The organism is Pseudomonas sp. GXZC (assembly GCF_026967615.1).
In the GTDB taxonomy this organism is placed as follows: Bacteria; Pseudomonadota; Gammaproteobacteria; order Pseudomonadales; family Pseudomonadaceae; genus Aquipseudomonas; species Aquipseudomonas azotoformans_A.
On record NZ_CP114115.1, the window covers coordinates 2,861,171 to 2,873,706 of the forward strand.

The 12,536-nt window shown below is 62.5% G+C and carries 13 protein-coding genes; 11 read left to right on the forward strand and 2 right to left on the reverse strand.

The genetic code is table 11. From position 1 onward, the window contains the following. Positions 1 to 5 precede the first annotated feature (5 nt). The 11 genes from OZ428_RS13635 to OZ428_RS13685 all read left to right on the forward strand — a co-directional run bounded on the left by OZ428_RS13635 (position 6) and on the right by OZ428_RS13685 (position 9,980). The gene (locus OZ428_RS13635) at positions 6 to 1,805 is read left to right on the forward strand and encodes a DUF2341 domain-containing protein (RefSeq protein WP_269133723.1); all 1,800 of its coding nucleotides are present in this window, start codon (positions 6 to 8) and stop codon (positions 1,803 to 1,805) included. Between the two features lie 11 nt (positions 1,806 to 1,816). Further along, complete coding sequence (locus OZ428_RS13640; protein ID WP_016980095.1) at positions 1,817 to 2,242, forward strand: ExbD/TolR family protein; 426 nt, start codon at positions 1,817 to 1,819, stop codon at positions 2,240 to 2,242. A gap of 3 nt (positions 2,243 to 2,245) precedes the next feature. Further along, positions 2,246 to 2,950, forward strand: a complete 705-nt coding sequence (locus OZ428_RS13645) for an energy transducer TonB family protein (protein WP_033901608.1) — start codon at positions 2,246 to 2,248, stop codon at positions 2,948 to 2,950. Between the two features lie 42 nt (positions 2,951 to 2,992). Further along, the gene (locus OZ428_RS13650; RefSeq protein WP_033901607.1) at positions 2,993 to 4,693 is read left to right on the forward strand and encodes a putative porin; all 1,701 of its coding nucleotides are present in this window, start codon (positions 2,993 to 2,995) and stop codon (positions 4,691 to 4,693) included. Positions 4,694 to 4,711: 18 nt separating this feature from the next. Further along, complete coding sequence (locus OZ428_RS13655; RefSeq protein WP_033901606.1) at positions 4,712 to 5,338, forward strand: hypothetical protein; 627 nt, start codon at positions 4,712 to 4,714, stop codon at positions 5,336 to 5,338. Between the two features lie 20 nt (positions 5,339 to 5,358). Then, positions 5,359 to 5,811 (forward strand): YbjN domain-containing protein, encoded by a 453-nt coding sequence (locus OZ428_RS13660; RefSeq protein ID WP_080642458.1) that lies wholly within the window; start codon positions 5,359 to 5,361, stop codon positions 5,809 to 5,811. Further along, positions 5,808 to 6,749 carry a peptidylprolyl isomerase gene (locus OZ428_RS13665; RefSeq protein WP_269133724.1) on the forward strand — a complete coding sequence of 314 codons (942 nt, stop codon included), beginning with the start codon at positions 5,808 to 5,810 and terminating at the stop codon, positions 6,747 to 6,749. Before OZ428_RS13660 ends, OZ428_RS13665 begins: the two co-directional genes overlap by 4 nt. A 51-nt stretch (positions 6,750 to 6,800) precedes the next feature. Continuing rightward, complete coding sequence (locus tag OZ428_RS13670) at positions 6,801 to 7,787, forward strand: LysR family transcriptional regulator (RefSeq protein ID WP_269133725.1); 987 nt, start codon at positions 6,801 to 6,803, stop codon at positions 7,785 to 7,787. 106 nt (positions 7,788 to 7,893) lie between these two features. Continuing rightward, positions 7,894 to 8,448, forward strand: a complete 555-nt coding sequence (locus OZ428_RS13675; protein ID WP_269133726.1) for a histidine phosphatase family protein — start codon at positions 7,894 to 7,896, stop codon at positions 8,446 to 8,448. A 45-nt stretch (positions 8,449 to 8,493) separates the two neighbouring features. Further along, positions 8,494 to 9,249 carry a precorrin-6A synthase (deacetylating) gene (cobF, locus tag OZ428_RS13680; RefSeq protein ID WP_269133727.1) on the forward strand — a complete coding sequence of 252 codons (756 nt, stop codon included), beginning with the start codon at positions 8,494 to 8,496 and terminating at the stop codon, positions 9,247 to 9,249. Between the two features lie 11 nt (positions 9,250 to 9,260). Beyond that, positions 9,261 to 9,980, forward strand: coding sequence for an alpha/beta hydrolase (locus OZ428_RS13685; RefSeq protein ID WP_269133728.1), 720 nt, complete (start codon positions 9,261 to 9,263; stop codon positions 9,978 to 9,980). A gap of 10 nt (positions 9,981 to 9,990) precedes the next feature. Here the strand turns inward: OZ428_RS13685 and OZ428_RS13690 are convergent, their stop codons facing one another. Next, complete coding sequence (locus OZ428_RS13690; protein WP_028619790.1) at positions 9,991 to 10,545, reverse strand: hypothetical protein; 555 nt, start codon at positions 10,543 to 10,545, stop codon at positions 9,991 to 9,993. 72 nt (positions 10,546 to 10,617) lie between these two features. After that, complete coding sequence (locus tag OZ428_RS13695; protein WP_033901599.1) at positions 10,618 to 12,426, reverse strand: monovalent cation:proton antiporter-2 (CPA2) family protein; 1,809 nt, start codon at positions 12,424 to 12,426, stop codon at positions 10,618 to 10,620. Between the last annotated feature and the right edge of the window lie 110 nt (positions 12,427 to 12,536).

Sequence of the window (12,536 nt, forward strand, 5' to 3'; positions counted from 1 at the left end):
CACCCATGCAACGCCTATTCCTGAGCCTGTTGATCTGCCTGGGCTTCACGCTCCCGGCCACCGCCCATGCCTGGTGGCAGGACGACTGGCACTACCGCAAACAGATTTCGGTGGACACCACCGCCCAAGGCGCCGCGATCAACCAGGCCCTGGGCCGCACCGCGCTGCTGGTGCGCCTGCACACGGGCAACTTCACCTTTGACGGGGTCAAGGATGACGGCGCCGACCTGCGCTTTGTGAGTGCCGATGACAAAACCGTGTTCAATCACCAGATCGAGAGCTTCGACCCGTTGATGGGCATGGCACTGATCTGGGTCGATGTGCCCAAGGTCGAAGGCGGCCAGCGCCAGGACCTGTGGATGTACTACGGCAACCAGAAGGCCCCGGCTACCGCCAACGGCCAACTGACGTTCGACCCGAACTACACCGCGCTCTACCATTTTGACGGGGCCAACGGCACACCGGCCCGCGACACCACGGCCTACGCCAACACCGCGTTGAACGCCACCGGTGCGAGCATCGACGGTGTGATCGGCCGTGCCTTGCAGCTCAGTGGTCAACCCCTGATGTTGCCGGCCAGCCCTTCGCTGCAACACGCTGCGGGTGGCGCGTTCACCTTCAGCGCCTGGTTGCGCCTGGACCAGGCCAGTGGCGAACAAGTCGTGCTTGCCCGCCGCGATGGCCCCCATAGCCTGTTGCTGGGCTTGAACCAAGGCATGCCGTTCGTGGAAATCGACGGCCAGCGCGCCGTGTCGAGCCAACCGCTGAACCCCGGCCAATGGCAGCACCTGGCGTTCACCGCCGAGGGTGACAAGGTCTCGCTGTATGTGAATGGCCGCGAAACCGCCATCCTTGCCGTTGCCTTGCCGGCGTTCAATTCCCAGCTGGCCATTGGTGCCGATTTGCCGGAAGCGGGCAGCACGCACTTGCCATTCGCCGGAGCCATCGATGAGCTGCGTCTGTCCAAGGTAGCGCGTCCGGCGGCACTGTTGCTGGCCGATGCCAGCGCCCAGGGCGCCGAGTCGAAACTGGTGGCCTATGGCGTTGATGAAGAACAGTCCGGCTTCGGTTTCGGTAGCCTGGGCTTCTTGCTCAACGCGGTGCCGGTGGATGCCTGGGTGATCATCCTGGTGCTGGTGGCGATGATGTTCCAATCGTGGGTCATCATGCTGCGCAAGAACCGCCAGGTCAGCCGCGTGAGCAGCGCCAACGAGGTGTTCCGCGAGCATTTTGCGCAGATTGGCACGCGCTTGGAGATGTACGCCGACGACGCCCAGTTGGGTGAACGCTTGGCTCATTCTTCGCTGTGGCGCCTGTACCTGGTGGCGGTCAAGGAGATCCGCACCCGGCGTGCCCAGGGCGCGGACACCTCATCGGTCTCGGCCGCGACCATCGAAGCCATCCGCTGCTCCATGGACGGCGTGCGCACCCGCGAAAACCAGGCGCTCAGCTCCAAACTCTCGACCCTGTCCAACGCCATTGCCGGCGGCCCCTACATCGGCCTGCTCGGCACGGTGCTGGGGATCATGGTGGTGTTCCTCGGCACGGCCATGGCCGGCGATGTGAACATCAACGCGATTGCCCCCGGTATGGCGGCGGCGTTGCTGGCCACGGCCATGGGCCTGTTTGTCGCGATCCCGGCGTTGTTTGGCTACAACCGCCTGATCACGCGCAACAAGGAAGTCAGCGCGGACATGCGTGTGTTTGTCGACGAGTTCATCACCCGCCTGGCGGAGATGCACGGCGAGAGCCAGCACAGTGAAGCGGCGCATCGTCGTGACCATCACGCCGCTGTTCCGGCCTGAGGAGAACCGCCATGGCTTCCGTAAATACCTCCCACGACGATGACGATGATGCCGCCGTCGACAGCATCAACATCACGCCCCTGGTGGACGTGCTGATGGTGGTGTTGGTGATGTTTATCCTCACCGCCACCGCCCAGGTCTCGGGCATCCAGATTCACCTGCCCAAGGCCAGCGCCTCGGTGTCGTTGTCGGAGGCCAAGACCAAGGCCATCTCCGTGAACGACGGTGGCCAGGTGTTCCTCGACGCCTACCCGGTGACCCTCGGTGAGCTGGAAGAACGCCTGCGCATCGAGAAAGCGCTGAACCCGGACTTCCCGGTGATTGTGCGTGGCGATGCGATGGTGCAGTACCAGAAGGTGATCGAAGTGCTCGACCTGCTGCGTCGACTGGAACTGTCCCAGGTCGGGTTGGTTACCGGCAAACCGAGCCAGGGCTGAGTCATGACTGCACAGATCCCGATTGCGCCCTTGCCCGTGAAAAAGAAGCCGCCGTTGCGCCCATTGAAGTGGGGTGCCGGCCTGTTGCTGGGCGCCGTGGCGGCCTGGTGCTTGTGGCAATGGGCCAATGACATGAGCGGCGTGCGCCGCGAAGCGCCGAAGGTGCCGACGATCATCCCGTTGCCGCCGCCACCGCCACCACCGCCGGAAAAGCCCAAGGAACCTGAGCCCCAGGTCGAAGAAAAAATCCCGGAACCGGTGCCAAGCCCCGAACCCGAGGAGGTCAAGCCGGCCGAGGAAGCGCCGCCTTCGCCTAACGAAGACTTGGCCAACCCGATGCAGATCGACGGCGATGCCCAGTCCGGCAATGACGGTTTCAACATCGGCGCCGGCAAGGGCGGTGGCATGGCCGGCAGTGGCGGCGGCGGGTTGGGGACGGGCACCTACAAGCAGTACCTGGCCGGCACTTATCAGCGGCTGATGCGCGAAGACCCTGAGCTGCGCAAGAAGGCCTTCTCGATACAGATAGACCTGTGGTTGGGCGCCGAGGGCCAGGTCACCAAAGCTTTGGTGGCCAAGTCCAGCGGGGATGCCGAGACCGACGCGCAGATGCTCGCCTTGATCCAGGCACCGCGCGCCACACAGAAGCCGCCGGCGTCGTTGACGCTGCCCATGCGCCTGTCGCTCAAGGGCCGGCGTCCGGATTGAACACACCCTATTTCAACGGTTTTTTACAGGAGTTGCGTACACATGATTTCCCCCGTGAATCGACTGACCCTGGCGGTCGGCATGGTCATCGCGACCCTGGTCGGCCAGGCGGCTGCAGCCCCGGTCGCGCCCTCGGAAAACGTCACCATCAACCTGATCCGCCTGTTGGTGCAGCAAGGCGTGCTGACCCAGGATACCGCCAACGGGCTGATCGCCCAGGCCGAAAAAGAGGCCCAGCAGGCACGCCAGGCCAATGCCGCGCCGGTGGTGGCCGCAGGTCCGGCTGCAGCGCCGGGTGACGTGCGTGTGCAATACGTGCCGCAGGCGGTGAAGGATCAGATCCGCGACCAGGTCAAGGCTGAAGTCATGGCCACCGCCAAGCAGGAAAACTGGGCCCAGCCCAACACCTTCCCGGACTGGGTCTCGCGCATCAGCTTTGACGGTGATATCCGCCTGCGCGACGAGTCGCGTTACTTCTCGGGCAACAACAGCAACGAGATCGTCGACTACGCCAAACTCAATGAAAGCGGCCCGTACGACACCAACAAGGACACCAACACCAAGCTGCCGCCTTTGCTCAACACCACCAAGGACCGCGAAAACCTGTTCCGCCTGCGTGCGCGCCTGGGCATGAAAGCCGTGCTGTCACCCGACTGGACGGCCGGCATCCGTGTGGGCACCGGCTCCGACAACAACCCGGTGTCCACCACCCAGACCCTGGGCGGCGGCTTTGGCAAGAAAGACATCTGGCTCGACCAGGGTTACCTGAGCTGGAAGGCCACCCCGGATGTGACCCTCACCGCCGGGCGTTTCGCCAACCCGTTCTATTCCACGGACATGATGTATTCGGGAGACTTGAACTTCGACGGTATTGCCGCCAATTTCAACCACGCTCTGAACAGCCAGTGGGGCTTGTTCGGCACCTTGGGTGCGTTCCCGGTGGAGTACACCTCCGACTCGGCCAGCAGCAACGGCTTCGACAAGGAAGACAGCGAGACCAAGTGGCTGTTTGGCGGGCAGATCGGCGCCAACTGGAAGATCAACCGCGAGAACAGCCTGAAGGGCGCAGTGGCCTACTACCACTTTGACGATATCGAAGGTAAGCGCTCCGGCGCCTGCCAGCCGTGGTCCGGCCAGCCGGCGTGTGACAGCGACGGCTCGCGCCTGGCCTTCATGCAGAAGGGCAATAGCGTGTTCCTGCTGCGCGACATCACGCCGAATCCGGCCACTCCGGGCCTGACCCCGCAACCGCAGTTCGTCGGTCTGGCATCCAAGTTCGACGTGCTCGACCTGAACCTGGCCTGGGATGCCGAGCTGCCCAGCGATTTCAAGCTGCGCACCCAAGGCAACTTCATCCACAACCTGGCCTACGACAAGGGCGAGATGCTCAAGCGCAGCGAAGGCGAGATCGTCAACAACATCAACAGCAAGGGCCAGTTTGAAAGTGGCGGCAATGCGCTGATGGTCTCGTTCACCCTCGGCAGCGCGTTGGAAATGCGCAAGCGCGGCGATTGGAACGTGTTGGCCGGCTACAAATACATCCAGCCTGACGCATTGCCTGATGGCTTCAACGATTCGTCGTTTCACCTGGGCGGCACCAACGCCAAGGGTTATTTCATTGGCGCCAACTACGGCATCGAAAAGAACATCTACGCCAGTGCGCGTTGGTTGAGCGCGTCCGAAGTGTATGGCGCGCCGTTCGAAGTCGATGTGATGCAACTGGAACTCAACACGCGCTTTTGATGCGCACGGAGATGCCACATGAACACGCGAATCTGCGGGCTGTTGTTGCTGCTGGTCACCACCGGCGCGTCGGCTGAAGGCATGGAGGAACGCCTGCGCACGCAACTGCGCAGCACCACCCAGCAATTGCAGGCCCTGCAAAGCGAACAGGCCCAGGCCAGCGCTGCGCGGATTGCGGCGGAAAACCAGGCCAAGCAGGCCCAGGCGCAAATCAAGCAATTGACCGCCGAACTCGCCCAGGCCCGTGGCGTGGCCGAGCAAATGGCCGGTCAGCAACAGAGCCTGCACAGCCAGGCACAGGCCCAGGTGGCGGCCAGCAACGAGCAGATCGGCAAATTCAAGAAGGCCTATGACGAACTGCTGGTGCTGGCCAAGGGCAAAGAGGCTGAGCGTGCGCGCTTGCAGGCACAACTGAGCGACCGTGACACACAAGTGCAGCAATGTTCAGTCAAGAATCAACAGATGTACGGCGTGGCCCAGCAGTTGCTCGCGGCCTACGAAAAAATCGACGTGGCCGAGGTGATGAGTATTCGCCAGCCCTTCGCCAGCAGCGCGCGGGTCAAGTTCGAGGAACTGGCCCAGGGCTTTGGCGATGATTTGTACAAGAGCCGCTTCGATGCGCCCCAGGCAACCGCCAATCATTGATAGACAGGGAAGAGATCACCATGAGCGAATTGATCACCAGCGTCACCACCCAGAGCCTCACCGAGCTGTTGCAGGAAGCCGGTTACCGGGTCAACCAGACTGAACAAAATGGCATCGTGCAATTGCTCAGTGCCAGCCAAGGCATCGGTTTTGCCGTGCGCTTTGGCAACCCGGCGGCGGAGCAGGGTACGTATGTGGATTTCACCTACAGCTGCGCGCTGCGCATCCAGGGCGAATTGCCCGAAGGCCTGGCCCAGGTGTGGAACGCATCGCGACGTTTTGCGCGGTTGTCGGTGCAGGGCGAATTCCTGTTGATGGAAATGGACGTTGTGGTGGCCGGCGTGGGCGCCACACACCTGCGCAGCCAGTTGGAGCTGTGGGACCGTCTGTTGCAGGAATTCATCGTCTACCTGCGTGAATACAGCCAGCAGGCCGCGCAGTTGCAGGCTGAAGCCGAGGCGCCGGTATTGTGAAGAAACCAACCCTGATGGTCGGCGCGGGTGCGCTGGCCTTGCTGGTGGTGGCGGTGGGCTTGAGCCTGCGGCCGGGCAGCGACCCGGTGGCGGCGCAGCAACCGACGCCGGTGATCAACCCTGTATCGGCCGGCCCGGCGGTGGCGCGCCTGGGCAATCAGCAGATCGACCTGACGGAACTGAAAACCGTGCTGGCCAGCCTGCCTGCCGAGTCCCGCGAGCAATTGCGCGGCAACCGTGGCGCGTTGGAAACCTGGATTCGTTCACGCTTGGCGCAAAAGGCGGTGCTTGAACAGGCCGACGCCCAGGGCTGGCGCCAGCGCCCGGACGTGGAACAGCAGACCCGCGCCGCCGCCGAGCAGATCGTGTTCCGCGACTACATGCTGTCAGTCAGCCAGGTGCCGGCCGATTACCCGAGTGCGGCTGAGTTGCAGCAGGCCTACGACAGTGGCAAGGCGCAATGGGTGACACCGCCGTTGTACCGGGTGAGCCAGATTTTCCTGGCGACCAATGACCCGCAAACCGTCGACAACGTGCGCCGCCAGGCCCAGGAACTGAGCCGTCGTGCCCAGGCTGCGCCGGGTGATTTTGCCGCCCTGGCCACGCAGTTTTCCCAGGACACCGACTCCGCCGCACGCGGTGGCGACTCGGGCATGCAGCCTTTGCAACAGCTGTTGCCGGAAGTGCGCAATGCCGTGTCGCGCCTCAAGGTCGGTGCCGTGTCGGACGTGGTGCAGAGCGCGGCGGGGTTTCATGTACTCAAGCTCACGGGCCAGCAACCGGCGCGTAGCGCAACCCTCGACGAACTGCGCGAGCGCCTGACCCAGGCCCTGCGTGCCCAGCGCCAAGAGCAGATCGCCAAGGCCTACCTCGAAGGCATGCTCAACACCGCAACCCTGAGTATCGACGGCGCCGAGCTGAACAAGGTGCTGGAGTAACCCGCGTCAACCCGCATTGGATGCACAGACAGACAAGACAGGGAGTCTCCCATGGCATTTCTAGAACCGTCCGCCCCCCAGGGGCCGTCCTCTTATCGCGCCCCGAACGAGGGGCGCAGTAGCTGGCTGGCCCTGGCCCAGGAGATCGACCCGGAGGTGGCGCGCTACTTTCTGGTGAGTGCGCGCTGCGGCTGCTTCATGCAGGCGGCGCGCAGCCTGAATATCAAGGCAACGCTGTTACGCAAGCGCCTGGCGCAGCTTGAAGAACATCTGCGGCATTCGCTGTTCAGTTACCAGGGCAGTGGTTTGGTGCTCAGTCGCGATGGCCAGCAGTTGCAGGCCCAATTGATTGCCCTGGCCCATGAACGGCGGTTGCCGGTCACCGAGCAGCCGTTGATTCGGCTGGCAGTGGCCGAACCGATCCTGCATGACATCCTTGGGCGTGACCTGATCGCCTTGTTGCGGCGCAACGCCAGCGTGCGCCTGGAGATCATCTCCATCGACAGCCAGTTGTCGCTGCAAGCGGTGGATGTGGATGTGGTGCTGTGGCTGTCGGACGCCGACGGCCCGGTGCCTGGCCCGAGCTTTGCTACCGAGCCGCCACAGGCCCTGGCGCGCTTGCAGTACTTGCCACATATCGCCAAGCGTTATTCGCGGTTGACCACACGGCCGGACAGCGTGGAAGACCTTGACGACTACATGCTGGTGCAGTGGCAACCTGATGCGCAGGTGGGCGCGTTGCAGGCATGGAATCAGGTGGTGCAGCAGCGCCTGGCGGCGGTGGTGCAGGTGCACGCGTATTCGTTGATGCTGGAGATGATCCGCTGTGGCGCGTGTATCGGCTTGCTGCCCCATTACATGAGCAGTTTTGACCGGGGCCTGGTGGCGTTGCCGGGGCTGTTGGGCGAGAGCATGCAGCGGCAGGTGTGGCTGGCGGTGAATGCGCAAGTGGGGGATGTGGAGGCGGTGCGGATGATTGTGGAGTTGATCATTGGCACGTTTGAGGGACGACGCGAGTGGTTTGATTTTCAGGTCTAATGCTCCCACAGAAAAGCAGGCTGGCAAGCCTGATTTCTGTGTTGCGCCCCAGCGCTAACTGCGCCAGTCTTGGGAACCTTATCTTCTTGGTCTCAAGCACTCTGCAATGCACACCACTCGTTTGACGCTCATTTGCCATGCCGTCACGCCTCTGCAAAAACAGGGGCGTTTTCCCGATGACGAGGCAGTGGCGATGGATTGGCAGGGCAAGGCGTTGTCGCTGGCTGATCGCTACAGGAAATCCCGGCGCCTGTTATGTGGTCCGGAGGCCAGGGCTTGGCAGACGGCAGGCTTGTTCGGCGCTGACGGGGTGATCGACGCCGCGTTGCGCGACGCTGATTTCGGGCAGTGGAGGGGCCAGGACATCGGCCAGCTGGAAAGTGACCAGTTGAACACCTGGCTCACCGACGCCACGTGCGCGCCCCATGGGGGCGAGTCGGTGGAGCAGATCTGCCTGCGGGTGGCTGAGTGGATGAAAACCCTCGAATCCCAGCCCGGCCATGTCGTGGCCATCACCCATCCCTTTGTGATACGTGCCGCGATGTGGCATGCCATGCAGTTTCCGCTGTCGATGTTTTACCGCATCGACGTCGAACCGCTGTCCGCCACCGAGCTGCGCTTCAACAATGTCTGGCGCCTGCGCCTGGAAACTCACGCCTAGGCACGTGAACATGGCAAAATCCACGCCCCGCAATGAGAGCAACCCATGAAACGCATCCTGATCATCGGCATTGGCGCCGGCAACCCTGACTACATCACGATGCAGGCCGTGAAGGCGCTCAACCGCACCGACGTGTTTTTCCTGATGGACAAGGGCCAAAGCAAAGACAAGTTGATCGACCTGCGTCGCGAGATCTGCGAGACCTACATCACCGAGCCCGGCTACCGTTTCGTCGAGGCCGATTGCCCCGAGCGTGTGCGCGGCGAGATCGACTACACCACCGCCGTGCAGGACCTCAACCGCGACAAGCAGCAGACCTTCGAACGCATGATCAACGAAGAAATGGCTGAAGGTGAAGTGGGCGCTTTCCTCGCCTGGGGTGATCCAGCGCTGTACGACAGCACCATTCGCATCTTGCAGGCGATTCTTGCCAGCGGTCGCAGTGAGTTCGAGTTCGAAGTGATCCCTGGCATCACCAGCGTGCAGGCCCTGGCGGCCCAGCACAAAGTGCCGCTGAACCGTATCGGCAAGTCCATCGAGATCACTACCGGGCGCCGTTTGGCGGCGGGGCAGGCGAGTGACGCCGACACGTTGGTGGTGATGCTCGACGCCGAAGACTCCTACCGCACAGTGGCGGATCAAGACCTGGACATCTACTGGGGCGCCTACCTGGGCACACCGGACGAGATCCTGATCAGCGGCAAAGTCAGTGAAGTCGCAGAAGAAATCGAACGGGTGCGCAAGGCCGCTCGCCTGGAAAATGGCTGGATCATGGACACTTATCTGTTACGCAAACCTTGAGGTAACGTCCCATGCTCAAACTGTTTGCCCTGGCACTCACCCTCGTGGCCGGCACCGCCCATGCCGACGACACGCTGCACACCGATTTGCCGTTGTCGTATCTGGAACAAACCCAGGGCGACGCGCGCAACCAGCCGCTGGTGATTTTCCTGCACGGGTTTGGCAGTAACGAGGAGGACCTGTTTGGCATCAAGGACGCGCTGCCCTCTACTTGGACGTACCTGTCGGCCCGTGCGCCTATGCCGGTGGACCCGCACGGCTATCGCTGGTTTACCAAGACGCCCGGTGACGGCGATTACGACGGCGAAACCGCCGACCTGCAACGCAGTGCGAAGCTGATCGAAGATTTTGTCGGCAAAGCCACCGCCAAATATCACACCCAGCCGGATCGAGTGTTCCTGGTGGGTTTTAGCCAGGGCGCGATCATGTCCTACGAGGTGGGCCTGCGCCGGCCGGAGCTGCTGCGTGGCATTGCGGCATTGAGCGGCAGCGTGTTGCCGGTGCTCAAGGCTGAGCTGAAGCAGGATGCGTTATTGGGCAAGCTGGCGATCTTTATCGGCCATGGCACCTTGGACCAGGCGCTGCCGTATGCGTCGGGGACGCGGGCCAATGAGGTGCTGACGGGGTTGGGGTTGCAGCCGGAGTTCCATGGGTACCCCGGCATGCCGCATACCATCAGCGAGGCGGAAGTGCAGGACCTGAAAGCCTGGTTGGAAAAAAGCCTGAACTGACCGCCGTAGGTTATTTGCCGCCGGTAATCTGCTTCACCAACGCCGCATGCCCCTTGGCATCATCCGCCCGCGAAATCGCCTGGATCACCAGCAGGTGATTACCCGAACCACCGAGGAACGTGGAGTTCAGCGTTTTGCCGCCGCCTTGGGTGGCGGTGCTGTCCACCTGGCGCAGGCCCAGGCCCTTGAACGTCAGTTTTTTCTCGCTCTGTTTCTTAAAGTCAGGCAGCGCTGCGCTCTGGTCCTTGACGAACCCGGCCACGGCGCCATCAAGGAATTGCGCGTCGTTATCGCCGATGGTTACCCCGTCGTTACGCACGGTTTCGGCGACGATTACCACACTTTTTGTGGTCTGGTTGGCATACATCGTACCCTGGGTGTCAGCGGTGCCATCCTCGGCCTTGCCAGCCGGCAGGGTGTCGGCGGCGTAGGCCTTGGGCAGGTTGAAGGTGAACTTGCCACCCAAGGTGGAGATGGTTTGCGTGGTCGGCTTGGAAGCGGCGAATGCGCTGCCAGCGGCCAACGCGAGGGCCAGCAGGACGGCGGTCTTTGTGAAAGTGGCCATGAAGCGCTCCAGGGGTGAACGAAATTGCGCCGTATTCTGTCAGAATTTTCGCAAAATCGTTCATCCATAGACTCACACCTTGTCGGACTCTTCCTCAAGTCGGTCCATCTCAAACAGCCGCGCCAGTTCTGCCCGGGCTTCCTGGGCGGTTTGCATCACCTTGGCGGCATCGTCGTAAACCGCATGTTGCGCGGCGAGCACTTGCAGGTCGTGGTTCTTGAAGCGGGTGATGCGCGCATCGGCCTGGGCCTGGCTCAACCCCAGGCCGACCAGGGTGCGACGGCTCATCTCCAGGCTGGAGTAGAAGGTCTCACGAATCGGTGACGCGTCCAGGTCCACCAGGCGGTGCACGTGCTGACGGTTACGGGCGCGGGCGATGATCTTCATGTGCGGGTAGAGGTTGCGCACCAGCTCGGCGGTCTTGATGTTGATCTCCGGATCGTCCATGGCGATTACGAAGAACTCCGCCTGGTCGACTTTGGCCGCATGCAGGATCTCGGGGCGTTGCGGGTCGCCATAGAACACCGGCATGCCGCCGAAGCTGCGGGTCAGTTCGATGGTTTCCACCGAGGTGTCCAGGGCAATGAACGAGATGTTCTGCGCACGCAGGATTCGCGCGACGATCTGGCCCATACGGCCCATGCCAGCGATAACCACGCGGGGCGCGTCGCTTTCGATGGTGCGGTATTCCTCGGGGATTTCCACCGGCTTGACCTTGGGCTTGAACAGCTTCGGGCACACCAGCAACAGCAGCGGTGTTACGGCCATGGAGAGGGTGATGGTCAGGACCAGGATGTCGTACAGATGTGGTTCGAACAGGCCTTGGTCGCGGCCGATCTTGAACACCACGAAGGCGAATTCACCACCCGCCGCCAGCACCACGCCCAGGCGCAGGGCGCTTTCGCGATTGAGGTCGCCCACCAGCCGGCCTACGGCGTAGAGCAAGGGCAACTTCAAGCCGATCAGCAGCAACGTCAGGCCGATCACCACCAGCGGCGAGCTGAGCAACAGGCTGAGGTTGGCGCCCATGCCCACGCTGATGAAAAACAGGCCCAGCAGCAGGCCCTTGAACGGTTCAATCTGGGATTCCAGTTCGTGGCGGTATTCCGAGTCCGCCAGCAGCAGGCCGGCGAGAAAGGCGCCCAGGGCCATGGATACGCCCACCAGTTCCATCAACCAGGCCGTGCCAATCACCACCAACAGTGCGGTGGCGGTGGACACTTCGCGCAGGCCGGTCTTGGCGACGATGCGAAACACCGGCCGCAACAGGTAGCGTCCGCCGATGATCACCACCGCGATGCTGCCGAGAATCTGCAACACATGTTGCAGGCCCTGGGCTTCGGTGGTCGGGTGATCGCTGCCGGCCAGCAACGGCACCATGGCGATCAGCGGAATCGCGGCGATGTCCTGAAACAGCAATATCGCAAAGGCCAGGCGGCCGTGGGGCTGGTTCAGTTCCTTGCGCTCGGCCAGGCTTTGCAGGCCAAACGCGGTGGACGATAGGGCCAGGCCCAGGCCGAGCACGATCGCACTGTTCCACGACTGGCCAAACAGCCACAACGCCACCACGCCCATCACCAGGCCCGTCAGCAGCACCTGCGCAAGGCCGACGCCAAACACCGCCTTGCGCATCACCCATAAACGCTTGGGCGACAATTCCAGGCCGATGATGAACAGCAACAACACCACGCCCAGCTCGGAAAACTGCGCGACGCTTTGCGGGTTGCCGACCAAACCCAGCACCGACGGGCCGATGATCACACCGGCGAACAGATAGCCCAGCACCGCGCCCAGTTGCAGGCGCTTGGCCAGGGGCACGGTCAGCACGGCGGCGAGCAGGAACACCACCGCTGCTTGTAACAGGTTGCCTTCATGGGGCATTGCGAACTCCAGGATCTTTAAAACCAATCAACAGGGGGGTATTAGAGCGCTTTTTACATTTCGAAAATTGTGTTTTTGAGCGGGGTGGGTAGAGACTCAGGTAAAACGCT

Excerpts from the sequence above, each read along its gene's own strand:
- OZ428_RS13650 (WP_033901607.1), top strand. The coding sequence starts at position 2,993 with ATGATTTCCCCCGTGAATCGACTGACCCTGGCGGTCGGCATGGTCATC.
- cobF (WP_269133727.1), top strand. The coding sequence starts at position 8,494 with ATGAAACGCATCCTGATCATCGGCATTGGCGCCGGCAACCCTGACTAC.
- OZ428_RS13675 (WP_269133726.1), top strand. The coding sequence starts at position 7,894 with ATGCACACCACTCGTTTGACGCTCATTTGCCATGCCGTCACGCCTCTG.
- OZ428_RS13690 (WP_028619790.1), bottom strand. The coding sequence starts at position 10,545 with ATGGCCACTTTCACAAAGACCGCCGTCCTGCTGGCCCTCGCGTTGGCC.
- OZ428_RS13695 (WP_033901599.1), bottom strand. The coding sequence starts at position 12,426 with ATGCCCCATGAAGGCAACCTGTTACAAGCAGCGGTGGTGTTCCTGCTC.
- OZ428_RS13685 (WP_269133728.1), top strand. The coding sequence starts at position 9,261 with ATGCTCAAACTGTTTGCCCTGGCACTCACCCTCGTGGCCGGCACCGCC.
- OZ428_RS13670 (WP_269133725.1), top strand. The coding sequence starts at position 6,801 with ATGGCATTTCTAGAACCGTCCGCCCCCCAGGGGCCGTCCTCTTATCGC.
- OZ428_RS13645 (WP_033901608.1), top strand. The coding sequence starts at position 2,246 with ATGACTGCACAGATCCCGATTGCGCCCTTGCCCGTGAAAAAGAAGCCG.
- OZ428_RS13640 (WP_016980095.1), top strand. The coding sequence starts at position 1,817 with ATGGCTTCCGTAAATACCTCCCACGACGATGACGATGATGCCGCCGTC.
- OZ428_RS13655 (WP_033901606.1), top strand. The coding sequence starts at position 4,712 with ATGAACACGCGAATCTGCGGGCTGTTGTTGCTGCTGGTCACCACCGGC.
- OZ428_RS13635 (WP_269133723.1), top strand. The coding sequence starts at position 6 with ATGCAACGCCTATTCCTGAGCCTGTTGATCTGCCTGGGCTTCACGCTC.
- OZ428_RS13660 (WP_080642458.1), top strand. The coding sequence starts at position 5,359 with ATGAGCGAATTGATCACCAGCGTCACCACCCAGAGCCTCACCGAGCTG.